The following is a 23625-nucleotide window of genomic DNA, read 5'->3' on the forward strand; positions in this document are numbered from 1 at the left end:
CGGGCGCCGGCATGACTGCGCCGGCGCCCGCTCATTTCCGGCCCGGTCGGGCGGTCGTCATGCCCGCATTAGACCAGCACGCGCTCGATCCCGCCATTGTTCGCACGTGCGACATAATCGGCCATCCAGTTCTCGCCGAGCACCTGGCGCGCGATTTCGACCACGATGTAGTCGGCCTCGAGATTCGCGTCCTCGCTGTAGCGCGACAGGCCCTGCAGGCACGACGGGCAGCTCGTCAGGATCTTCACGTCCGGCCCGTTCGCGGCCGCGGCGGCAGGCGCCGGCGCAGCGCCGGCCACCACGGGAATCGCACGCAGCTTCGCGGCGCCCTTGCGGATCTCCTCTTCCTTGCGGAAGCGCACCTGCGTCGACACGTCCGGGCGCGTGACCGCGAGCGTGCCCGATTCGCCGCAGCAACGGTCGTTCTTCTCGATCCTGTAGCCGTCCTTCTCCGAGCCCATCAGCTCGTTGACGAGCTTCACCGGGTCCATCGTCTTGATCGGCGTGTGGCACGGGTCGTGATACATGTAGCGCGTACCCGACACGCCGTCGAGCTTCATCCCCTTCTCGAGCAGGAACTCGTGGATGTCGATGATCCGGCAGCCCGGGAAGATCTTGTCGAATTCATACCCGGCAAGCTGGTCGTAGCAGGTGCCGCACGACACGACGACCGTCTTGATGTCGAGGTAGTTCAGCGTGTTCGCGACCCGGTGGAACAGCACGCGGTTGTCGGTGACGATCTTCTCGGCCTTGTCGTACTGGCCCGAGCCGCGCTGCGGATAACCGCAGCACAGGTAGCCCGGCGGCAGCACCGTCTGCACGCCCGCTTCCCACAGCATCGCCTGCGTCGCGAGGCCGACCTGCGAGAACAGGCGCTCGGAGCCGCAGCCCGGGAAGTAGAACACCGCTTCCGAATCGACGGTCGTCGACTTCGGGTTGCGGATGATCGGCACGATCTTGTTGTCCTCGATGTCGAGCAGCGCGCGCGCCGTCTTCTTCGGCAGGTTGCCCGGCATCTTCTTGTTGACGAAGTGGATCACCTGCTCGACGACGGGCGGCTTGCCGGTCGTCGCGGGCGGGTGCTGCGTCTGCTTCGTCACGACCTTCTTCAGCATGTCGTTCGCGAAGCGCTGCACCTTGTAGCCGACGCCCATCATCACGGTGCGCGCGGCGTTGATCGTCTGCGGATTGGTCGCGTTCAGGAAGAACATGCCCGCCGCGTTGCCGGCGTTGAACTTCTTCTTGCCCATCTTGCGCAACAGGTTGCGCATGTTCATCGTGACGTCGCCGAAGTCGATCTTCACCGGGCACGGCGTCGCGCACTTGTGGCACACCGTGCAGTGGTCGGCCACGTCGTTGAACTCGTCCCAGTGCTTGATCGACACGCCGCGGCGCGTCTGCTCCTCGTACAGGAATGCCTCCACCAGCAGCGACGTCGCGAGGATCTTGTTGCGCGGGCTGTACAGCAGGTTCGCGCGCGGCACGTGGGTCGCGCACACCGGCTTGCACTTGCCGCAGCGCAGGCAGTCCTTCACCGAATCGGCGATCGCGCCGATGTCGGACTGCTGCATGATCAGCGATTCGTAGCCCATCAGCCCGAAGCTGGGCGTGTACGCGTTGCGCAGGTCGGCGCCGTCGAGCAGCTTGCCCTTGTTGAAGCGGCCGTTCGGGTCGACGCGCTGCTTGTATGCGCGGAATTCGGCGATCTCGTCGTCGGTCAGGAACTCGAGCTTCGTGATGCCGATCCCGTGCTCGCCGGAGATCACGCCGTCGAGCGAGCGCGCGAGCTTCATGATGCGCGCGACCGCCGCGTGCGCGTCCTGCAGCATCTCGTAGTTGTCGGAGTTGACCGGGAGGTTCGTGTGGACGTTGCCGTCGCCCGCGTGCATGTGCAGCGCGACGAACACGCGGCCGCGCAGCACGCGCTTGTGGATCGCCTGCGCCTCGTCGAGGATCTGCTTGAACGCGCCGCCGTTGAAGATCGCGCGCAGTTCCGCGCGGATCTCCTGCTTCCACGAGATGCGGACCGTGCGGTCCTGCGTGACGTGGAACACGGTCGCGCCCGGCTGTTCGTCCGCGCGATCCGCGAACTTCTCGGCAAGCGCCTCGTAGCCGAGCTGCACGAGGTAGTGCTGCGCCTCGCGCAGCGGCTGGTCGAGCCGGTCGCGCACGAATTCCCAGCGCGCGCGCACGCGCTTGAGCAGCTCCAGCGCCTGCTGCACGCGGTCTTCCAGCAGCTCCGCGCTCGGGATCTCGTTCGCGTCGTCGGTCTTGCCGAGCGGCAGGTTGCCGCCGCGGAAGAACGTCTCGAGCGCGTCGACGAGCTGCAGCTTGTTCTTCAGCGACAGCTCGATGTTGATCCGCTCGATGCCGTCGGTGTACTCGCCCATCCGGTTCAGCGGGATCACGACGTCTTCGTTGATCTTGAACGCGTTGGTGTGCTTCGCGATCGCGGCCGTGCGGCTGCGGTCGAGCCAGAAGCGCTTGCGCGCCTCCGCGCTGATCGCGACGAAGCCTTCGCCGCTCTTGCCGTTCGCCATCCGGATCACTTCGGACGTCGCGTGCGCCACGGCGTCGGCGTCATCGCCGACGATGTCGCCGATCAGCACCATCTTCGGGAATGCGTTGCGCTTGCTCTTGGTCGCGTAGCCGACCGCGCGCAGGTAGCGCTCGTCGAGGTGCTCGAGGCCCGCGAGGATCGCACCGCCCTGCTTCGACGTTTCGAACAGGTAGTCCTTGATCTCGACGATGCTCGGGATCGCCTCGCGCGCCTGGCCGAAGAACTCGAGGCAGACGGTGCGCGTGTGCGCGGGCATCTTGTGCAGCACCCAGCGCGCGGACGTGATGAGCCCGTCGCAGCCTTCCTTCTGCACGCCCGGCAGGCCGGCGAGGAACTTGTCGGTCACGTCCTTGCCGAGCCCTTCCTTGCGGAACCGGCGGCCCTCGATCTCGAGCATTTCGGTCTTGAGCAGCTTCTCGCCCGGCGCGTACGCGCCGTCGAACCACTTCAGCTCGAAGCGCGCGACCGCGATGTCGTGGATCTTGCCCTGGTTGTGCTCGTGGCGCGTGACTTCGAGCCAGTTGCCGTCCGGGTCGACCATCCGCCACCAGGCCAGGTTGTCGAGCGCGGTGCCCCACAGCACGGCTTTCTTGCCGCCCGCGTTCATCGCGACGTTGCCGCCGATGCACGACGCATCGAGCGACGTCGGATCGACCGCGAACACGTAGCCGGCCGCCTCGGCCGCCTCGGTCACGCGGCGCGTGACGACGCCCGCGCCGGAGAAGATCGTCGGCACCTTGTGCGCGACGCCCGGCAGTTCGGTCAGCTCGACCGCGCCGAGCTGTTCGAGCTTTTCGGTATTGATGACGGCCGAGAACGGCGTGAGCGGCACCGCGCCGCCCGTGTAGCCGGTGCCGCCGCCGCGCGGGATCACGGTCAGGCCGAGCTCGAAGCAGGCCTTGATCAGTGCCGCGATCTCGGCCTCGGTATCGGGCGTCAGCACGACGAACGGGTATTCGACGCGCCAGTCGGTCGCATCGGTCACGTGCGACACGCGCGACAGCCCATCGAAGCGGATATTGTCCTTCTCCGTGCAGCGGCCGAGCGCCTTGGTCGCGCGGCGGCGCAGGTCGGCCATCTTCTCGAATTCGTCGGCGAACTCGTTGACCGCCCGCTGCGCGGCGGTTTCGAGCATCTCGACGCGCGATGCGCGCTCGCGGCCCGCCTCGTCGCGGTGCTCGGTGAGATCCGCGCTGCGGCGCTTGCCGATCTCGGTCAGGCGGTGGTTCAGCGCCTCGATCAGCAGCGCGCGGCGCTTCGGATTGTCGAGCAGGTCGTCCTGCAGGTACGGGTTGCGGCGCACGACCCAGATGTCGCCGAGCACTTCGTACAGCATCCGTGCCGAGCGGCCCGTGCGGCGCTCGGCACGCAGTTCGTCGAGCACCGACCACGCCTCTTCGCCGAGTAGGCGGATCACGATCTCGCGATCCGAGAAGGACGTGTAGTTATAGGGAATCTCGCGCAAGCGGGGCGCGGGGTCGGCGGCGACGGCGGCGGCCGCGCCATGCGGATCGAAAACTTGTGGTGCGTTCATGTTCGGACGACTCGGAGGGCCGATACACCGTGCACGGGCGTCGGCAAGCGCGTGGGCGCAATCTTGGGGAAATCTGTTCTGTTACCAGGCGCGCGGCTGTCCTTCATGGGGCCGGAGCGGGCGGTTCGCCCCTCCTGGCCGGCGACAGGGCCTGGCGGCACTCGGAACGATCAGCACGATCGCGCGCGGCGCGCATGCCGTTCGGCCGCGGGGCTGGCTGCGCGCGGCGTCGGCTTCAACGGTGCGATCCGAGGGTGCCTCTGCATCTTCCGATCCTTGATTCAAAACGGAATTCTAACCCATGATCGGCCCGTCCGTGGCACGCCGGACAGGTCGTGGGGCTATCGCCGCGAGCCGCACCGGACGGGGCTCGGCACGGTTTGGCTCGATCATTCGCCGTCCGTCCGGTCGGTAACCGTGCGGTTAAGCCGGCAGAAAAGGCGCGCCCGGCGCCGCGAACGCCCGGCCCGCCCCCTTCGCGGCCGCCCGCCCGGCATGCCGCTTGCATGCGGGCGGACCCTTGGCGCTATCATTGATCCTTTACCGTCTGCATCCGCACTGCACGCGAGCGTCCATGGCATCCCACGATTACCTGAAGAAAATCCTCACCGCGCGCGTCTACGACGTCGCGATCGAGACGGAACTCGAACCCGCCCGCAACCTGTCGGCCCGGCTGCGCAATGCCGTTTACCTGAAGCGCGAGGACAACCAGCCGGTGTTCTCGTTCAAGCTGCGCGGCGCGTACAACAAGATGGCGCACATTCCGGCGGACGCGCTCGCGCGCGGCGTGATTACGGCGTCGGCCGGCAACCACGCGCAGGGCGTCGCGTTCTCGGCGGCCCGGATGGGCATCAAGGCCGTGATCGTCGTGCCGGTCACGACCCCGCAGGTGAAGGTCGATGCCGTGCGCGCGCACGGCGGCCCGAGCGTCGAGGTGATCCAGGCGGGCGAATCGTACAGCGATGCCTATGCGCACGCGGTCAAGGTGCAGCAGGAACGCGATCTCACGTTCGTCCACCCGTTCGACGATCCGTACGTGATCGCCGGCCAGGGCACCATCGCGATGGAGATCCTGCGCCAGCACCAGGGCCCGATCCACGCGATCTTCGTGCCGATCGGCGGCGGCGGGCTCGCGTCCGGCGTCGCCGCGTACGTGAAGGCCGTGCGCCCGGAGATCAAGGTCATCGGCGTGCAGGCCGAGGATTCGTGCGCGATGGCGCAGTCGCTGGACGCCGGCGAGCGCATCGAGCTCAGCGAGGTCGGCCTGTTCGCCGACGGCACCGCGGTGAAGCTCGTCGGCGAGGAAACCTTCCGGCTGTGCCGCGCATTCCTCGACGGCGTCGTGACGGTCAACACCGACGCGCTGTGCGCGGCGATCAAGGACGTGTTCCAGGACACGCGCAGCGTGCTCGAACCGTCCGGCGCGCTCGCGGTGGCCGGCGCGAAGCTGTACGCGGAACGCGAAGGCGTCGAGAACCAGACGCTCGTCGCGGTCACCTCCGGCGCGAACATGAACTTCGACCGGATGCGCTTCGTCGCCGAGCGCGCGGAGGTCGGCGAGGCGCGCGAAGCGGTGTTCGCGGTCACGATCCCCGAGGAGCGCGGCAGCTTCAAGCGCTTCTGTTCGCTCGTCGGCGACCGCAACGTCACCGAGTTCAACTACCGGATCGCCGATGCGCAATCCGCGCACATCTTCGTCGGCGTGCAGATCAAGCGCCGCGGCGAATCGGCGGAGATCGCCTCGAACTTCGAGTCGCACGGCTTCAAGAGCGTCGACCTGACGCACGACGAACTGTCGAAGGAACACATCCGCTACATGGTCGGCGGCCGCTCGCCGCTCGCGCTCGACGAACGCCTGTTCCGCTTCGAATTCCCCGAGCGGCCGGGCGCGCTGATGAAGTTCCTGTCGTCGATGGCGCCGGACTGGAACATCAGCCTGTTCCACTACCGCAACCAGGGCGCGGACTACAGCTCGATCCTCGTCGGGCTGCAGGTGCCGCAGGCCGATCGCGCCGAATTCGAACGCTTCCTCGCGGCACTCGGCTATCCGTATGTCGAAGAGAGCGCCAACCCGGCTTACCGCCTCTTCCTGTCGTAAAGGCGTCACACGATGAACCCCGAACATTCCCCGCTCGGCAAGGCCACCGTCTACGCGGCGCAATACGACGCGTCGCTGCTGTTCCCGATCCCGCGCGCCGGCGCGCGCGAGCAGCTCGGCATCACGTCGGCGCTGCCGTTCTTCGGCACCGACATCTGGAACGCGTACGAGCTGTCGTGGCTCAACGCGCGCGGCAAGCCGCAGGTCGCGGTCGCGACGTTCTACGTGCCGGCGGAATCGCCGAACATCGTCGAATCGAAGTCGTTCAAGCTGTATCTCGGCTCGTTCGCGCAGTCGAAATTCGACTCGATCGAAGCGGTGCGCGACGTGCTGAAGCGCGACGTATCGGCCGCGTGCGGCGCGACCGTGTCGGTGCAGCTGGTGTCGGCGCACGATTTCGGCAAGCTCGAGATGGACGAGCTCGACGGGCTGTCGCTCGACCGCCTCGACCTCGACACCGACATCTACGAACCCGATCCGTCGCTGCTGTCGGCCGCCGAGGACGAAGCGCCGGTCGAGGAGACGCTCGTGTCCGACCTGCTGCGCTCGAACTGCCCGGTCACGGGCCAGCCCGACTGGGGCAGCGTGCAGATCCACTACGTCGGGCCGCAGATCGACCACGCGGGCCTGCTGCGCTACATCATCTCGTTCCGCAATCACACGGGCTTTCACGAGCAGTGCGTCGAGCGGATCTTCCTCGACATCATGCACGCGTGCAAACCGGTGAAGCTCGCGGTGTACGCGCGCTATACGCGGCGCGGCGGGCTCGACATCAACCCGTTCCGCACCAACTACAACCAGCCGATGCCGGACAACGCGCGCACGGCGCGGCAGTAAGGACGGCCCGCGGCGGGCGCCAGACGAGACAGCCCGGTCGGCTTCCACCGACCGGGCTGTTTACCGTGCGCGGAAAGCGCAGCCGCGTTACTTCGCCGGCGCCTTGTACGCGATGCAGTCGACCTCGACCTTGCAGTCGATGACCATGCTCGACTGCACGCACGCGCGTGCCGGCGGATGCTCGCCGAAGTACGACACGAACACCTTGTTGAACGACGCGAAATCGCGCGCGTCGTCGAGCCACACGCCGCAGCGCACGACGTGCTCGAGGCCGTAGCCGGCTTCCTTCAGGATCGCGATCACGTTCTCGATCGTCTGCTTCGACTGCGTGACGATGCCGCCCTCGACGACCTCGCCGTTCACCATCGGCGTCTGGCCGGACACATACAGCCAGCCGTCGGCCTCGACCGCACGCGCGAACGGCATCACCTGGCCGCCGGTCCCCTTCGCTTCGCCCACGCCATATCGCTTCATCGTTTCACTCCTCACATCTCGGTTGCGGATGCGCGCGCCGGCTGCGGCACGCGCGGAAGATCGGAACGGCCGCCGCGCTCAGAACGCGGCGTCGGCACTCGCCGCCACGCGCTCGCCGCGCGCGACGAACCCGCCGGCGCGCTCGCCGGTCGGCTGGCCGTTTTCGTAAGTCAGCACGCCGTTCACCCACACGGCATCGATCCCGTGCGCGGGCTGCTGCGGCTTCTCGAACGTCGCGGCGTCGATCACGCGCGCCGGGTCGAACAGCACGAGATCGGCGTGGTAGCCGACATGCGCCTCGCCGCGCTTCGCGATCCCGTAGCGGCGCGCGGACAGCGACGTCATCTTGCGGATCGCCTCCTCGAGCGGCAGCAGGTTCGTGTCGCGCACGTAATGGCCGAGCACGCGCGGGAACGCGCCCCACAGCCGCGGATGCGGCAGCGGATCGTTCGGCAGCCCGTCCGAGCCGACCATCGTCGCGGGGTGCGACAGGATCCGGCGCACGTCGTCCTCGGACATGTTGTGGTACACGGCGCCGGCCGGGCGGATGCGCTGCGCGGCTTCCTGCTCGGTCACGCCCCAGTCGGCCGCGATCGCCTTGAGCAGCTTGCCTGCGACTTCCGGGTGCGGCTCCGACCACGTGATCGTGATGTCGATATCGCCCGTCACCTGCTTCAGGTCGAGCGTCGACGAGCTGCGGCTGTACGGATAGCAGTCGCAGCCGACCGGCTGGTAGCGGCGCGCGCCCTCGAGCGATGCGAGCACTTCGGTGCTGCGCCCCCAGTTCGACGGGCCCGCGCACTTCAGGTGCGAGATTACGACCGGCACCTGCGCATGGCGGCCGACGCGATACGCCTCGTCCATCGCGTCGAGGATCGCGTCGAATTCGGTGCGCATGTGCGTCGTATACAGCGCGCCGGCCTTCGCGAGCGGCTCGGCGAGCGCCATCACTTCCTCGGCCGGCGCCGCGAACGCGGAACCGTACGCGAGGCCCGACGACAGGCCGAGCGCGCCGTTCGCGAGCGCCTCCTCGAGTTGCTCGCGCATCCCGGCGATCTCGCCGTCGGTCGCCGCGCGGTCGAGACGGTCCATCTGGTTGTTGCGCAGCGCCGTATGACCGACGAGCGCCGCGACGTTCACGGCCGGGCGCGCCTCGTTCACGGCCGCGACGTAGTCGGCGAAGGTCGGGTACCGGAACGCGCCGCGCTCGCCGAGCAGGTTCATCGGGTCGGGCGGATCGCCCGCGAGCGTCACGGGCGACGCGCTGATCCCGCAGTTGCCGACGATCACGGTCGTCACGCCCTGCGAGATCTTCGGGATCATCTCCGGCGCGCGGATCACGTGCGTGTCGTCGTGCGTGTGCACGTCGACGAAGCCCGGCGCGAGCGCGCGGCCGTTCGCCTCCACGACGTTCTCGGCCAGCCAGTTCGACAGGTTGCCGATCGCGGCGATCAGGCCGTTGCGGATCGCGACGTCGCGCGTGACGGGCGGCGCGCCGGTGCCGTCGTACAGTTGCGCGCCGACGATCAGCGTATCGGCGGCTTCGGGATGCGAATGCATGGTCAGTCTCCTACCGGTTGACGGTCTCCGCCGCCGCGGTGCGCATCGAGCGCGTGCTTGATGCGGCGCAGCGATTCCCGGCCCGCATCGCCGAGCCGCAATGCGACTCCGGTAACGAGCACGTCGATCGCCATCATCATCGCGTAGCGCGACGTCGAAGGCTTGTAGATGAAATCGGTTTCGAATGCGACGACCGGGATCAGGTGGTCGGCGAGCTTCGCGAGCGGCGACGCCGGCGCGGTGATCGCGATCAGCTTCGCGCCGTAGCGCTTCGCGAGCCGGCAGCTCTCGAGCAGCTCGGGCACGCGCCCGCTCACCGACAGCGCGACGACCACGGTGTCGCGCGACAGCGTCGCGGCCACCATTCGCTGCAGCACGCTGTCCTGGTAGCTCGCGACCGGCCGGCCGAAGCGCACGAGCCGGAAGCGCAGCTCGTCGGCAAGCGCGGTCGAGCCGCCGCCCTGCCCGTACACGTAGGTCATCTTCGCGCCGGCGAGCAGGTCGGCCGCCGCATCGAACGACGTGTTGCGCAGCAGCTGGTGGTTGTGCGCGAGCGCCACGCGAATCTCGTCGTAGACCATCGACGCGGGGCTCGTGTCGTCGGCCGGCGCGTCGCCGGACGGCACCAGGAAGCGCTGGCCGACGGCCGCCGCCTGTGCGACGAGCACCTTCAGTTCGCGCACGTCGCGGCAGCCGACGGCCTTCGCGAAACGCGTGACCGTCGCGACGCTGACCTCCGCGTCGCGCGCGAGCGCGCCGATGCTCGCATGCGCGGCGCGCGCCAGATCGGCGAGGATGAACGCGGCGACCTTGCGCTCGGCTTCGCGCAGCTCGGGCGCGCATTCGGCGATCCGCGCGACGATGTCGAGGACCGGCGGGGCGGCCGGAGCCGGATGAAGCTCGGCCGCGAGCGGAGCGGACGGGGAGGCGGGCGTATTCATCTGCGGATAAGGGTGCGAAGCTCGATGTTACTAAATAACATCACCGCGCAGATGCTACTTTCTGTACCATCTGCGTGTCAACTTCAGTGCAATGCATAGTGATGATGGAGCGGGATGACATGAAAGTTACAAACTATCAAGAACCGACAATCAATCCGTTGGGCAAGGGTCTCGGCAACGTGCCGAGCGCGAGCGTGCCGCTCGACGACGCAGGCCGCCTCGAGTGGAACCTGCTCGCGGAAGACGTCAGCCTGCCGGCCGCCGTGCTTTACGAGGATCGCGTCGAACACAACCTGAACTGGATGCAGGCGTTCGTCCGGAAATACGGCGTCAAGTTCGCGCCGCACGGCAAGACGACGATGGCGCCGCAACTGTTCCGCCGCCAGCTCGACGCCGGCGCGTGGGGCATCACGCTCGCGACCGCGCACCAGACCCAGGCCGCGTATCACGGCGGCGTGCGGCGCGTGCTGCTCGCGAACCAGTTGGTCGGCCGCCAGAACATGACGATCATCGCCGGGCTGCTGTCGGATCCCGATTTCGAATTCTTCTGTCTCGTCGATTCCGCGGAAAGCGTCGACCAGCTCGGCCGCTTCTTCGGCGACGCGAAGAAACCGCTGAACGTGCTGATCGAGCTCGGCGTGCCGGGCGGCCGCGCGGGCGTGCGCGATGCCGCGCAGCGCGAGGCCGTGCTGGCCGCGATCGCGCGCTATCCGGACACGCTGAAGCTGGCCGGCATCGAACTCTATGAAGGCGTGCTGAAAGAGGAAGGCGAGATCCGCACGTTCCTGCAGGAAGCCGTCGCGCTCACGCGCGTGCTCGCCGAGGCAGGCCGCTTCGCGCGTACGCCGGCGATCCTGTCCGGCGCCGGCTCGGCGTGGTACGACGTGGTCGCGGAAGAATTCAGGAAGGCGTCGGATGCGGGCTTCGCGGAAGTCGTGCTGCGACCGGGCTGCTACCTGACGCACGACGTCGGCATCTACAAGAAGGCGCAGACCGACGTGTTCGCGCGCAACCCGATCGCGCGCTCGATGGGCGAGGGGCTGCTGCCGGCATTGCAGCTGTGGGCGTACGTGCAGTCGGTGCCGGAGGCCGATCGGGCGATCGTCGCGCTCGGCAAGCGCGACGCGGCGTTCGACGCGGGCCTGCCCGAGCCGGCGCGCCACTTCCGTCCGGGACGCGACACCGCGCCGCGCGACGTCGCGGCGACCGAAGGCTGGGCCGTGACCGGGATGATGGACCAGCACGCGTACCTGCAGATCCCGCCGGGCGCGGACGTGAAAGTCGGCGACATGATCGCGTTCGACATCTCGCACCCGTGCCTGACGTTCGACAAGTGGCGCCAGGTGCTCGTGCTCGATCCGCAGTTCCGCGTGACGGAAGTCGTCGAAACGTTCTTCTGACGTCCATTGCGCGCACCGCCCCGCCGCTCGCGCGGGGCGGCCGTCACGCGCGCTTCAATCCGCCGGAGTACACTGCGCTTTCGTCCTCGGGGCCCTTCGCGACCGTCGCGCACGGCGCGAACGGGCCTTCAACGCTGCTTTACGGGAGAAAGCCATGGCCGCGAAGAAGATCCTGTTCCTGACCGGCGATTTCGCCGAAGACTACGAAACGATGGTGCCGTTCCAGGCACTGCAGGCCGTCGGCCACCATGTCGATGCCGTGTGTCCGGGCAAGCGCGCGGGCGACAAGATCAAGACCGCGATCCACGACTTCGAAGGCGACCAGACCTACACCGAGAAGCCCGGCCACCAGTTCACGCTGAATGCCGCGTTCGACGACGTCGATGCGGCGCGCTACGACGCGCTCGCGATCGCGGGCGGCCGCGCGCCCGAATACCTGCGACTCGATCCGAAGGTGATTGCGCTCGTGCGCGCGTTCGCCGAAGCCGGCAAGCCGATCGCCGCGATCTGCCATGCGGCACAGTTGCTGGCGGCCGCCGACGTGATCCGCGGCAAACGCATTTCGGCGTACCCGGCCTGCGCCCCCGAGGTGAAGCTCGCGGGCGGCGAATACGCGGATATTCCGGTCGACGCGGCCGTGACCGACGCGCCGTTCGTCACCGCGCCTGCGTGGCCCGCGCATCCGGCCTGGCTCGCGCAATTCCTCGCGCTGCTCGGCACGCGCATCGAGCTGTAAGCCCGAAGCGGATCGGGATGACATGAAGCGGCGGCCGGCGGCGCCGGCGTGCCGCCCTGCCCCGCGCGTCAGCGCGCGGCCGGCGTCGAGCCGACGTCCGCGATCCGCGCTTCCAGCATCGCGAGCGCACCCGACAGCGCATTGAGCACGTCGTCCGGCAACTGCGCCATCGTCTGTTCGATGAACGCCTTGCGGCGCGGCAGGCACGCGTCGAACGCCGCGCGGCCTTCGTCCGTCAGCGTCACGTTGGTCACGCGGTTGTCGCGCGCATCGGATTCGCGCTCGATCCAGCCGAGCGCATCGAGCGACTTCAACTGGCGCGTGAGCGCGCCCGGATCGATGCGCAGCACTTCGACGAGCTTCTTCTGCGACGAATGCCCGCCCATCGTGTGCAGCGCGACCATGATGCGCCAGCGCGGCATCGGCTGCCCGACGTGCGCTTCGAACGCGATCATGAACGCGCGATACGTGCGTCCGAATTGCTGCAAGATCGCGACGCGGTCCTGTTCTTCCATGCGCTGATGTCGTTCCGGTAAATCGTTGAATCGTTGAATCGCCCGATCGGTCAATCGGCCGCGACGTGCGGCTCGATCTTGCGCCGCAACGCGATCGGCGGCACGCGGCGGCACTGCCACACCGACACCACGGCCACGACGGCCGCCATCGCGACGCCCAGGTGGATCGCGCCGACCAGCGATTCGCGGGCCGCTTCCAGCAGCAGCGCGCCATTATGCCCGGCGCGCGTGAGCGCCGCGACGAGACCGCCCTGTGCCGCGCGATCGATCAGGATCTGCGGATCGGCGAGCTGTGCATGCCACTGCATCGCGTGATCGGCCGACAGCGCGTCGCGCACGCCGCTCGAATACATCTGGTTGACGAGCGTGCCCGTCAGCGCGGTGCCGAGCATCCCGCCGACCATCCGCAGCGATTGCAGCAGCGCCGTCGCGATCCCGAGGTGCTCGCGTCCGGCTGCCTGCTGCGCGAATACGGTGAGGTTCGGCAGCACGAAACCGAGCCCGATGCCGCCCGCGACCATCAGCGCCATCAGCATCCAGGCCGGCGTCGTGTGCGTCGAGACGACGATGCCCGCGCACGCGATCGCGAACAGCACGAAGCCGACGTGCAGCATCGCGTTCGGATGGCGGATGCGCGTGACGACGCGTCCGTTCATGATGCTGCCGATCGTGATGAACACGACGAGCGGCGTGATCACGAGCCCGGCTTCCTTCGGCGACATCCCGAAGCCGCCCTGGAACAGCAGCGGCGCGTAGAACAGCAGCGAGAACATCGAGAACCCGGCGAGGATCGCGAGCACGAACAGCGCGGACAGCGCGCGGTTGCCGAACATGTCGAACGGCAAAATGGGCTGTGTGCAGCGCTTCTCCCAGTGCCACAGGCCGACGCCGGCCGCGACCGCGACGACGAGCAGCAGCGACGCCCAGCTCGCGACGCCGTACTTCGGCAGCCATTCGACGAACAGCTGCAGCGCGCCGAGCGACAGCGCGATCAGCAGCGCGCCCGGCCAGTCGAGCCGCATCTTGCGATCGTGCACGACGTGGCGCAGGTGCGGCAGGTAGCGCCACACGAAGAACAGCGACAGCAGGCCGACCGGCAGGTTCACGTAGAACACCGAGCGCCAGCCGAACGACTGGGTCAGCACGCCGCCGAGCGACGGGCCGACCGCGTTCGCGATGCCGAACGCGGAGCTCATCAGCACCTGCCAGCGCAGCCGCACGACGGAATCGGGGAACAGGTCGGGGATGCACGCGAACGCGGTACCGACCAGCATCCCGCCGCCGATTCCCTGCAGGCCGCGCGCGAGCACGAGGTACAGCATGTCGTTGGCCATCCCGCACAGCACCGATGCGCCGGTGAACACGACGATCGACACGATCACGAACGGCTTGCGGCCGTAATAGTCGCCGAGCCGGCCGAAGATCGGCACGGTGATCACGGAACTGAGGAGATACGAGGTCGCGACCCACGCGTACAGGTCGAAGCCCCTGAGTTCGGCGACGATGGTCGGCAGCGCGGTGCCGACGACCGTCTGGTCGAGCGCGACCAGCATGGTGACGAACGAGATGCCGATCATCGCCAGCAGCGATTCGCGGAACGGCAGGACTTGCCCGCTCGAATGGTGGGCGGCAGTATGGACAGCCATTTTTTTGTTGATGCAACTTTTGACGAGTCAAACAATCTCAAAATTCTAGCATGCCGGAGTAATCTAGGCTGGCGACGGTTTGGGGCCTGTTCACGCCAAGGAGAGAAATGGAACCGATTTCAATCAACCCCGCGACGACGCTGTCCCCGGAGGATCGGGACGCGCTGGGGCGCGCGAAGCAGGTACTGGAAAGTCCGTCGCTGACGATGAAGCTGACCGGGATGCTCGGCGCGCCGGTCGAGAAAATGATCGCGCGGCTGCCGGATTTCGCGACCGGCAAGATCAACGACGCGACGCAGCTCGCGCTGCGCAAGTGCCTGAACATCGCGCTGCGCACGCTCGGCAAGCCGCCGGCGCCGGACGCCGAGCCCGACAAGCCGAGCAACCTGCTGCACAAGCTCGCGGTCGCGACGACCGGCGCGGCGGGCGGCGCGTTCGGCTTTCTCGCGCTGCCGGTCGAGCTGCCGGTGACGACCACGCTGATCTTCCGCTCGGTATGCGACATCGCGCGCAGCGAAGGCGAGGACCTGACGTCGGTCGATACGCAGCTGCAATGCCTGGCCGTGCTCGGCATGGGCGGCAACCCGGACAAGCAGGAAGAGGACGCCGATCTCGGTTATTTCGTGCTGCGCGGCGCGCTTGCGCAAGCGATCTCGAAGGCGTCGTCGGACATCACGACGAAAGGCATCGCCGCGCACAGCTCGGCGGCCGTGTTCAAGCTCGTGCAGACGGTCGCGTCGCGCTTCTCGGTGCAGGTGACCGAGCAGATGGCCGCGAAGTCGATCCCGGCGATCGGCGCCGTGCTGGGGGCGACCGTCAATACGCTGTTCATCGACCACTTCCAGCAGATGGCGCACGGCCATTTCACCGTGCGCCGGCTCGAGCGCAAGTACGGCGCGGCGGCCGTCAAGGCCGCCTATCAGGCGATCGACGCCTCGCCGACGCGCTGAACCGCGCGTTCGACCGCGACGCGGCGCAGGAACGCGGCCGCGCGGTCGAGCGCGTCGCGCGCTTCCGGCATCATCGGCGCGTACAACTGCCACACGTGCGGCATGTCGGGCCACACCTCGATCTCCACCGCCACGCCGGCCGCCTTCGCCTGCTCGGCAACGCGGCGCGAATCGTCGAGCAGCACCTCGGTGCTGCCGACCTGGATATACAGCGGCGGCAGGCCCGTGAAATCCGCGTAGAGCGGCGATGCGTACGGATGCGTTGCCGGCGTGTCGCCGAGGTACAGCTTCGCGGCCTTTGGCAGCGCCGAGCCGGCAAACATCGGATCGGCGCCGTCGTTGGTGCGCAGCGTCGCGCCGGTGGCCGCGAGATCGGTCCACGGCGAGAACAGGATCGCGCCGGCCGGCAACGGTTCGCCGCGATCGCGCAGCGCGACGAGCGTCGCGAGCGCGAGGCCGCCGCCCGCCGAATCGCCGCCGAGCACGATCGACTCGGGCGGCGTGCCGAGCGCCAGCAGTTGCCGGTAGGCCGCGAGCGCATCGTCGAGCGCGGCCGGGAAACGGTTTTCGGGCGCGAGCCGGTAGTCGAGCGAGAACGAGCGCACACCCGCACGCTTCGTCAGGCCGAACACCAGCGGCCGGTGCGTTCTCGTCGAACAGAAGTAATAACCGCCGCCGTGGAAGTACAGCAGCGTGCGGCCGGGCCCGCGCCCCGCGCTCGCGTCGGTGCGCTCGAGCCACTCGCCGCGCAGCGGCGCATCGCCCGCGCCATGGCACTGGCGCAGCCGGTAGCCCGACGGCGCGCGGCGCGGCACGATCATTCGCAGATCGGTAAAGCGCCGCGCACGCGCGGGGTCGAGCACCTCGCGCGTGGTCTCGGGACGAAACTGCCAGCGCAGCAGCCAGCAGGCGAGCTTGCTTTGCCAACTCATCGAATGCACTCCGTCATCGCAGTGTGACGATGGTACGTGCGAACGTTCCCGCCCCGCTCGACAGGTGCCTCTATATCAAACGCCGGCGCTCAGTTCGCCGGCATCACCTGGCCGCGGATCTCGCCGGCCGGGTGCTCCTTCGTATGAACGTTGAAGTACCACTTGCCGCCCATCAGGTCGGTAACCTGCGCGTCGGTGAGTTCCTTCGAACCCTTGATCGGGCTCGCCAGCTCGTCCTTCGGAATCGGCACCTGCACGCCCGCGTTCTGGCCGACCGGCGCGGGCCCGTGGAAATGCGCGGCGGTGGCCGGCCCCGTGAGGTGTTCGTAAGTGACCGTCCACTGCAGCGTATGGGTGGCCGTGTCGTACGTGGCGTCGACCTTGCCCGAACCCTTGGTCGCCGTGGGCGGGACTTCGCTCGACGGCTGGAGACTGGCGGACAGGCGCACCGTTTCGGCAGCGGCGCTGCCGGCGGCCAGCACGCCCGCGAGTAACGCGACCTGGAGCAAACGCAGCTTGAGCATGGACTCTCCTTGTACGACGTTGTACGCCGCCCGGACGGGGGCGCCAGATAGGATGGTAGTCGATCGCCGCCGTTGCGGGAGTCCGCCGAACGGCCAGGCAGCGAATCGTCACCGCGCCGCGACCGGCAGCGTTGCGTCAGTCTGCGTCAACCTGGAACGGACCTTTGCAACCCGACGGCTGAATCCGCGCGCGGGCTTTCGCTACACTTCGTCTCACAGTTGCTTGTTTCCTTCGTCCGAAGGAGTCTGCGAGTATTCACGCGGCCACCCGGCCGCGTTTTTTTTGCATGCGCCGCCGGCAGCCGCGCCAGGTCGAGTCACGCGCGATAGCCGGGATCGATCCGATCGACGATACGCTGCAGCGCGTCGAACGCATCCTGCCCCGCGCCGTGCTTCGGATCGAAATTCAGCGAATCGCGCACGCACCCCTCGAGCACGGGCGGCGCGATCGGCAGCGCGCCGCCGATCGCATGTGTCGCGACCTGCACCTCGCACGCGCGGTTGAGCAGCCACATCAGCGAGAACGTCTGCGCGAGCGTCGCGCCGATCGTCACCGGTCCGTGGTTGCGCAGCAGCAGCACGGGCCGCCCGCCCGCGCTCTCGACGATGCGCCGGCCCTCCTCCAGATGCACGGTGATGCCCTCGAAGTCGTGATACGCGATCTTCCCGTACAGCTGCGCCGAATAGAAATTGGAAAACGACAGCCCGTCGCGCGAGCAGCACACGGCCATCGTCGGCGTCGTGTGCACGTGCATCACGCAATGCGCATCGGGCAGCGCCGCATGGATCGCGCTGTGGAACGTGAAGCCGGCCGGATTGATCGGCCAGTCGGAATGCCCGATCACGTTGCCGTCGATGTCGATCTTCACGAGGTTCGATGCGCACACCTCGCGGTAATGGAGCCCGAACGGATTGATCAGGAAATGCCCGTCCTCGCCCGGCACGCGCAGCGAGATATGGTTGTAGATCAGCTCGGTCCAGCCGAGGTGGTCGAAGATGCGGTAGGCGGCCGCGAGCTGCACGCGCGCCTGCCATTCGGCTTCGGAGAAGCGGGCGGGACGCGTGAACGGCTGGTTCGGTACACGTTGCATGGGGGAACTCCGGTTGCGGGTGCGCGCGGCGCGCACGGCACGGGCCGTCCGCGGCATCGTCACGCACGCCCATATAGTTGCGCACACAACCATATCACCTTCCCCGCGCCCCGGTAACGCGGGTTTAGCCGGAGCGCTTCCGCCCCCTGTTTGCCGGGGCGCTCAAAGCTGATCGTCGACCGGCAGCAGGGTGAAGATGCCCGTCATCAGGTTGCGCATCAGCCCCGCGTGCGGATCGACGCGATAGGTCGCCGGCTGGCCGTCGTCGACGCCCGTCCATTCGAGTTCGGGCGACCCGCCGCCCGCCGGCGCGGCGAGGCTCACGCGGTAGCTTTCGTCCGGCTGCGTCACGCGCGCGAAGATCGTCGCGACCTGCTCGGCAAGCGCCGGGCTGTGGATCACCAGCGCCAGTTCGGTATTCAGGTGCGCGGAACGCGGGTCGAGGTTCATCGAGCCGATCACGAGGATCTTCCGGTCGATCACGTACGCCTTCGCGTGCAGGCTCGCGCGCGAGCGCGACCCGAACAGGCGCGGGCGCTGGCGGCCCGGCTGCGCCTTGAACTCGTACAGCTCGACGCCGTGCCGCAGCAGCGGCACGCGGTACGGCGCGTAGCCGGCCTGCACGGCGACCGCGTCGGTCGCGGCGAGCGAATTCGTCAGGATCGCGACGCGCACGCCGCGCGCGGTCGTGTCGCCGAGAATTTTCACGCCCGCGTCGTGCGGCACGAAATAGGGCGAAAACGCGAGGAATTCCTGCTGCGCGCCGCGCGTCAGTTCGACGAGGCGCTGCATCGGCGGGCTGACGTACGCGTCGGTCGGCCGAGCGACCTTGTCGGGCGCATCGACCTTGAACTCGGCCGGCGCCCACACGAGCCCGAGCTCGTCGCGCGCGATCTGCTGCGCGAGCGGCGTCGCGTTCAGCGGCTTCGCGTTGTACGGCTCGGCGTTCTCGCGCCAGTGGCTGCGCAGCCCGTCGCGCATCGCGTCGAGTTCCTTCGGATCGAACGACTGGTGATTCAGCACGCGCAGCGGATAGCTGCTCGCGCTCGACCAGTACGTGTCGAAGCTCGCCGAAACGTCGTTCGTCACCGGGCCGGCGGCGAGCACGTCGAGATCGCGGAACTGCAGCGTCGGGCTCGCGCTGAAGTATTCGTCGCCGAGATTGCGGCCGCCGACGATCGCGAGCTGGTTGTCCGCGATCATCGCCTTGTTGTGCATCCGGCGCGTGAAGCTGTCGATGCGCGTGAAGAAGTTGGTCGTGCGCTCGACCATCCTCTGCCGCGACGCGCCGAACGGGTTGAACACGCGGATCTCGATGTTCGGGTGCGTGTTCAGCGCGGCCATCACGCGGTCGATGTCGCGGAAATTCAGGTCGTCGACCAGCATCCGCACGCGCACGCCGCGATCGGCCGCGTACAGCGCCGCGGCGAGCAGCAGCTTGCCCGTCGTGTCCTCGGTCGCGATGTAGTACTGCATGTCGAGCGTCTTCGTCGCCGCGCGGGCGAGCGCGATGCGCATCTGCAGCGCCTGCGCGCCATCGGCCAGCAGCCGGAAGCCCGACTGGCCGGGATGCGCGGCCTCGGGTGCCGCCAGCGCGTCGCGCAGCGGCGTCGCGGTGTCGGGCGGCAACGCATGCGAAACCGGGCGATCGAGGGTGGTGGCGGGTGGATGCGTCGCGCACGCGGCGACGAGCGACAGCAGTGCGCAGACGGCCAGCGCACGGGCCGGGCGGCATGCGGCACGCCATGACGGCGCGGCCGGCGCGCGCCGGATGAAGGACGTGAGCACGGGAGCTTCCTCGACTGGCGGAACGACGGTCCGCATTCGCCGCGGCGCGCGGCTGGCGCGCCGCTCCGGCCGATTCTAGTGGGCGGCCGACGACCCGGTCAATCGCGCGGGCGGCGCACGGCGGCCCGCGCGCCGCCGGCTGCCGGCGGGCGACGCCCGGGCATGCCCGAGCCGCCGGCTGGACGCGCCTCTAGCGGTTGTGGTCCGACCAATCTCACCGCGCGTCGCCGCTGCGCTCGAAATGGCTGCGCACGTAGTCGATATGCGTCTGCATCGCGGTGCGCGCCTCTTCGGGCCGCTGCGCGCAGATCGCGTCGCACACGACGCGGTGCTGTTGCAACAGCAGCTCGGACGCCTGCTCGTCCTCCATCGTCATGCCCGCCACGTTGATCGAGATGTGCTCGCGCAGCATCCCGATCACGCTCGTATGCAGGTGCAGGAACATCGTGTTGTGCGACGCGCGCGCGATCGCCTCATGCAGCTTCGCGTCGGTCGCGGCCTCGACGGCCGCGTCGTCGTTCGCGTGCGCGGTTTCGAGTTCGCGCAGCAGCGCGCGGATCCGGCGCCGGTCGTTCGCATCGGCCCGCAGCGCGGCGAAATAAGCGGTCGCGCCTTCGAGCACGCGGCGGAATTCGAGGATGTCGTCGCGCAGCGCCGGATGATCGGCGACCAGCTGGCCCCACGGCGACGCGATGCCCGCGCGCAACTGGTCGGTCACGTAGACCCCCGCGCCGCGCCGGCTCTGCAGCAGCCCGCGCGCGACGAGCCGCTGGGTCGCCTCGCGCACGGTATTACGCGCGACGCCGTACTGCTGCGCGAGCACGCGCTCGGCCGGCAGCCGCGCACCGGCCGGCCAGGTGCCGTCGAGCAGCGCCGTCTCGATCTTGCGCATCACCACTTCGGTCCGGCCCCGTGCCGTCATCGCTGCCATCGCCGCCTCTCCCCGCTCAATGCCTGTCACGCCGATTGGCCCAACCAATTTGAGCCGCGGCGCCGTCGCGGGAATTATGCAGCGAAATCGTCGACCCGCATGCCGGGCCGTCGCCCCTGGAGCGAGACATGAACGAAAGGCAGTACCCCGCCGCCGTCCCCGCGCACGTCTATCTGTTCGCGACCTGCCTGGTCGACCTGTTCGTCCCCGAAGCGGGGCTCGACGCGGTCCGCCTGCTGGAGCGCGAAGGTCTGACCGTCCACTATCCGCGCCGCCAGAGCTGCTGCGGGCAGCCGGCCTACAGCAGCGGCAATCCCGACGAAGCGCGCCGCGTCGCGGCCGCGCAGCTCGACCTGTTCGCCGAGCCGTGGCCCGTGATCGTGCCGTCCGGCTCGTGCGCAGGCATGATCCGGCACCATTGGCCAGCGCTGTTCGCGGACGATCCCGTCAACGGCCCGAAGGCCCGCGCGATCGCGGAACGGACCTACGAACTCGCGGAATTCCTCGTCCACGTACTCGACGTACGGCTCGACGCGGCCACGGCCGGCGCCGGGCCCGACGAGCGCGTCGTGCTGCACACGTCGTGCGCGGCCCGCCGCGAGATGGGCACGCGCGTCCATGGCGTCGCGCTCGTCGACGCGCTGCCCGGCGTGACCCGGATCGAGCACGAACGCGAATCCGAGTGCTGCGGCTTCGGCGGCACGTTCTCGCTGAAGCATCCGGACATCTCCGGCGCGATGGTGCGCGACAAGGTCGCGTCGGCCTGCGCGACGGGCTGCGACCGGCTCGTGTCCGCGGACTGCGGCTGCCTGCTGAACATCGGCCACGCCGCGGCCAAGGCCGGCGCGCCGCTGCCGGTCGAGCATCTCGCGAGCTTCCTGTGGCGCCGTACGTCCGGCGCCGCCTCGTTGCGCGGAGACAAGCGATGAGCGCGCGCGCCGCGATTCTCGCGCGCCTGCGCGCCGCCTCGCCGGGCGTCGCCGCAACGGCCGCCCCCGCGCTGGACGCGCGCATCGACACGCATTACGACAGGCGCCGCACCTCGACCGGACGCGACCCGCAGGCACTCGCACAGGCGATGCAGGCCGCGCTTGCCGCATCGCACGCGGACGTCTGGTGCGCGAGCGCCGACGCATGGCCCGCGCAGCTTTCCGCGCGCCTCGCCGACGCCGGCGTGCGCCGTCTGCTGCTCGACCCGGCGCGCGCCGAATCCGCGGCGCTCGCCCGTGCACTGCCCGACGCAGTCGCCCCGGTGCCGTTCGACCGGCCGATCGACGCATGGAAGGCCGAGCTGTTCGACACGATCGATGCGGGCTTCACCGTCGCGCGCTCCGGTATCGCGGCCACCGGCACCGTCGTGCTCGCGCCCGATGCCGGCACGCCGCGCACGGTATCGCTGGTGCCGCCGCTGCATGTCGCGCTCGTCCACGCGAACACGCTGCATGCCGACCTGCACGCGGCCGTCCGGGCGGAACGCTGGCACGCCGGCATGCCGACCAACCTCGTGCTGGTGTCGGGCCCGTCCAAGACCTCCGACATCCAGCAGACGCTCGCCTACGGCGCACACGGCCCGCGCCGCCTGTGGGTCGTGATCGTCACCGATTCGGCCGCCTCGTCGGCCGCACCCGCTTGCGAGGAGCCGCCGCGATGAGCGACCACACGCTGCAATTCGTCGCCCCCGGCGACTTCAAGAGCCGCGCGCGCGCCGCGCTCGACGATCCCGCGTTGCGCCGGAGCTTTCGCGGCGCGATGGACTTCCTGCAGGGCAAGCGTGCGACGCAATTCCCCGACGACGACGAACTGCAGCAGTTGCGCGATCTCGGCGAAGCCGTGCGGCAGCACGCGCTCGCGCAACTGCCCGCGCTGCTCGAACGGCTGGAGACGAAGCTCACCGAGGCCGGCGTGCACGTGCACTGGGCCGAGACGGCCGCCGACGCGAACGCGATCGTGCTCGGCATCGCGCAGGCGAGGAAGGCGCGCCGCGTGATCAAGGGCAAGTCGATGGCGAGCGAGGAAATCGAGCTGAACCATTACCTCGCGGAGCACGGCGTCGACTGCATCGAATCCGACATGGGCGAATTCATCGTGCAGCTCGCGGGCGAGAAGCCGTCGCACATCGTGATGCCGGCGATCCACAAGACGCGCGGCGACATCGCCGAGCTGTTCGAGGCACACATCCCCGGCACGCGCTACACGGAGGACGTCGACGAGCTGATCCAGACCGGCCGTCGCGCGCTGCGCCGCGCATTCGCCGAAGCCGACATCGGCCTGTCCGGCGTGAACTTCGCGGCGGCCGACACGGGCACGCTGTGGCTCGTCGAGAACGAAGGCAACGGCCGCCTGTCGACGACGGTGCCCGACACGCACATCGCGATCATGGGGATCGAGAAGGTCGTCGAGAAGCTCGAGCACATCGTGCCGCTGTCGAGCCTGCTCACGCGCTCGGCCACCGGCCAGGCGATCACGACCTACTTCAACCTGATCTCGGGCCCGCGGCGCGACGGCGAACGCGACGGCCCGCGCGAGCTGCATCTCGTGCTGCTCGACAACGGCCGCACGCAGGCATACGCGGACGACCAGCTGCGCGCGACGCTGCAATGCATCCGCTGCGGCGCGTGCATGAACCACTGCCCCGTCTACACGCGCATCGGCGGCCACGCGTACGGCACGACCTACCCGGGCCCGATCGGCAAGATCATTTCGCCGCACCTGCTCGGCCTCGACGCGACGGCCGACCTGCCGACCGCGTCGACGCTGTGCGGCGCATGCGGCGAGGTGTGCCCGGTGCGGATCCCCATCCCGCAACTGCTCGTGCGGCTGCGCACCGAGGCGAACCGCAAGCCCGACGAACCCGTCGCGCATCCGCTGCGCGGCCAGGGCGCGAACTACAACCGCGCGGAAGACCTCGTGTGGCGCTTCTGGTCGGGCGCGTTCGCGCATCCGCGCGCGTACCGCGCGTTCCGTTGGGCCGCGACGCGCCTGCATGCGCTGACGCCCGCGAAACAGATGGGCTGGACGCAGCACCGCACGCCGCTCGAACCGGCGCCGCGCAGCCTGTCCGACCTGCTGCGCGCCCGCGGCCAGCCCGAATAGCGCCCCCGCTTTCAA

At 68.8% G+C, this 23625-nt stretch carries 19 protein-coding genes; 8 read left to right on the forward strand and 11 right to left on the reverse strand.

Going from position 1 to position 23625, the window contains the following annotated elements:
* Window positions 1–68: 68 nt before the first annotated feature.
* Window positions 69–4094, reverse strand: coding sequence for a DUF3683 domain-containing protein (locus WJ12_RS13700; protein WP_049030827.1), 4026 nt, complete (start codon window positions 4092–4094; stop codon window positions 69–71).
* Between the two features lie 574 nt (window positions 4095–4668).
* Here WJ12_RS13700 and ilvA point away from each other — a divergent pair.
* Entirely contained in the window at window positions 4669–6192 is a 1524-nt protein-coding gene (gene ilvA / locus WJ12_RS13705; protein ID WP_069245700.1) for a threonine ammonia-lyase, biosynthetic, read from the forward strand.
* 12 nt (window positions 6193–6204) lie between these two features.
* Window positions 6205–7029 carry an NADPH-dependent 7-cyano-7-deazaguanine reductase QueF gene (gene queF / locus WJ12_RS13710; RefSeq protein ID WP_034189576.1) on the forward strand — a complete coding sequence of 275 codons (825 nt, stop codon included), beginning with the start codon at window positions 6205–6207 and terminating at the stop codon, window positions 7027–7029.
* An 87-nt stretch (window positions 7030–7116) separates the two neighbouring features.
* Here queF and WJ12_RS13715 read toward each other — a convergent pair whose 3' ends face one another.
* From WJ12_RS13715 to WJ12_RS13725, 3 genes are all read right to left on the reverse strand, one after another.
* The gene (locus tag WJ12_RS13715; RefSeq protein ID WP_006751946.1) at window positions 7117–7503 is read right to left on the reverse strand and encodes a RidA family protein; all 387 of its coding nucleotides are present in this window, start codon (window positions 7501–7503) and stop codon (window positions 7117–7119) included.
* A 78-nt stretch (window positions 7504–7581) separates the two neighbouring features.
* On the reverse strand, window positions 7582–9063 hold the full coding sequence (locus WJ12_RS13720) for an N-acyl-D-amino-acid deacylase family protein (RefSeq protein ID WP_059557116.1): 1482 nt from the start codon (window positions 9061–9063) through the stop codon (window positions 7582–7584).
* 2 nt (window positions 9064–9065) lie between these two features.
* Window positions 9066–10004 carry a MurR/RpiR family transcriptional regulator gene (locus WJ12_RS13725; RefSeq protein WP_034189578.1) on the reverse strand — a complete coding sequence of 313 codons (939 nt, stop codon included), beginning with the start codon at window positions 10002–10004 and terminating at the stop codon, window positions 9066–9068.
* Window positions 10005–10123: 119 nt separating this feature from the next.
* Between WJ12_RS13725 and WJ12_RS13730 the strand changes: the two genes are divergently transcribed.
* On the forward strand, window positions 10124–11404 hold the full coding sequence (locus WJ12_RS13730; protein ID WP_059557115.1) for an amino acid deaminase: 1281 nt from the start codon (window positions 10124–10126) through the stop codon (window positions 11402–11404).
* Between the two features lie 154 nt (window positions 11405–11558).
* Window positions 11559–12140, forward strand: a complete 582-nt coding sequence (locus tag WJ12_RS13735; RefSeq protein WP_034189580.1) for a DJ-1/PfpI family protein — start codon at window positions 11559–11561, stop codon at window positions 12138–12140.
* Between the two features lie 68 nt (window positions 12141–12208).
* Here WJ12_RS13735 and WJ12_RS13740 read toward each other — a convergent pair whose 3' ends face one another.
* On the reverse strand, window positions 12209–12655 hold the full coding sequence (locus WJ12_RS13740; RefSeq protein WP_059557114.1) for a MarR family winged helix-turn-helix transcriptional regulator: 447 nt from the start codon (window positions 12653–12655) through the stop codon (window positions 12209–12211).
* A 50-nt stretch (window positions 12656–12705) separates the two neighbouring features.
* Window positions 12706–14301 (reverse strand): MDR family MFS transporter, encoded by a 1596-nt coding sequence (locus tag WJ12_RS13745; RefSeq protein WP_059557113.1) that lies wholly within the window; start codon window positions 14299–14301, stop codon window positions 12706–12708.
* A gap of 107 nt (window positions 14302–14408) precedes the next feature.
* On the opposite strand from WJ12_RS13745, the gene WJ12_RS13750 reads away from it, so the two are divergent.
* Entirely contained in the window at window positions 14409–15251 is an 843-nt protein-coding gene (locus tag WJ12_RS13750) for an EcsC family protein (RefSeq protein WP_034189583.1), read from the forward strand.
* Here WJ12_RS13750 and WJ12_RS13755 read toward each other — a convergent pair.
* From WJ12_RS13755 to WJ12_RS13775, 5 genes are all read right to left on the reverse strand, one after another.
* Entirely contained in the window at window positions 15221–16183 is a 963-nt protein-coding gene (locus WJ12_RS13755; RefSeq protein ID WP_034189584.1) for an alpha/beta hydrolase, read from the reverse strand. The genes WJ12_RS13750 and WJ12_RS13755 overlap by 31 nt on opposite strands.
* Before the next feature lie 89 nt (window positions 16184–16272).
* Window positions 16273–16707, reverse strand: coding sequence for a CHRD domain-containing protein (locus WJ12_RS13760; RefSeq protein ID WP_034189585.1), 435 nt, complete (start codon window positions 16705–16707; stop codon window positions 16273–16275).
* A 317-nt stretch (window positions 16708–17024) separates the two neighbouring features.
* Entirely contained in the window at window positions 17025–17798 is a 774-nt protein-coding gene (locus WJ12_RS13765; RefSeq protein ID WP_059557112.1) for a class II aldolase/adducin family protein, read from the reverse strand.
* Between the two features lie 162 nt (window positions 17799–17960).
* Window positions 17961–19586 (reverse strand): phospholipase D family protein, encoded by a 1626-nt coding sequence (locus WJ12_RS13770; RefSeq protein WP_059557111.1) that lies wholly within the window; start codon window positions 19584–19586, stop codon window positions 17961–17963.
* 214 nt (window positions 19587–19800) lie between these two features.
* Entirely contained in the window at window positions 19801–20517 is a 717-nt protein-coding gene (locus tag WJ12_RS13775; protein ID WP_059557110.1) for a FadR/GntR family transcriptional regulator, read from the reverse strand.
* Window positions 20518–20645: 128 nt separating this feature from the next.
* On the opposite strand from WJ12_RS13775, the gene WJ12_RS13780 reads away from it, so the two are divergent.
* Genes WJ12_RS13780 through WJ12_RS13790 form a run of 3 tightly spaced genes read left to right on the forward strand, consistent with a single transcriptional unit; the run spans window position 20646 to window position 23610 of the window.
* Complete coding sequence (locus tag WJ12_RS13780) at window positions 20646–21446, forward strand: (Fe-S)-binding protein (protein WP_059557109.1); 801 nt, start codon at window positions 20646–20648, stop codon at window positions 21444–21446.
* A complete protein-coding gene (locus WJ12_RS13785; RefSeq protein ID WP_059557108.1) occupies window positions 21443–22168 on the forward strand; it encodes a LutC/YkgG family protein in 726 nt (241 codons plus the stop codon). The genes WJ12_RS13780 and WJ12_RS13785 overlap by 4 nt, the downstream gene beginning before the upstream one ends.
* Window positions 22165–23610 carry a LutB/LldF family L-lactate oxidation iron-sulfur protein gene (locus WJ12_RS13790; RefSeq protein ID WP_059557107.1) on the forward strand — a complete coding sequence of 482 codons (1446 nt, stop codon included), beginning with the start codon at window positions 22165–22167 and terminating at the stop codon, window positions 23608–23610. Before WJ12_RS13785 ends, WJ12_RS13790 begins: the two co-directional genes overlap by 4 nt.
* Window positions 23611–23625: the final 15 nt, after the last annotated feature.

Origin of the sequence: Burkholderia seminalis (assembly GCF_001718535.1) — a bacterium.
In the GTDB taxonomy this organism is placed as follows: domain Bacteria; phylum Pseudomonadota; class Gammaproteobacteria; order Burkholderiales; family Burkholderiaceae; genus Burkholderia; species Burkholderia seminalis.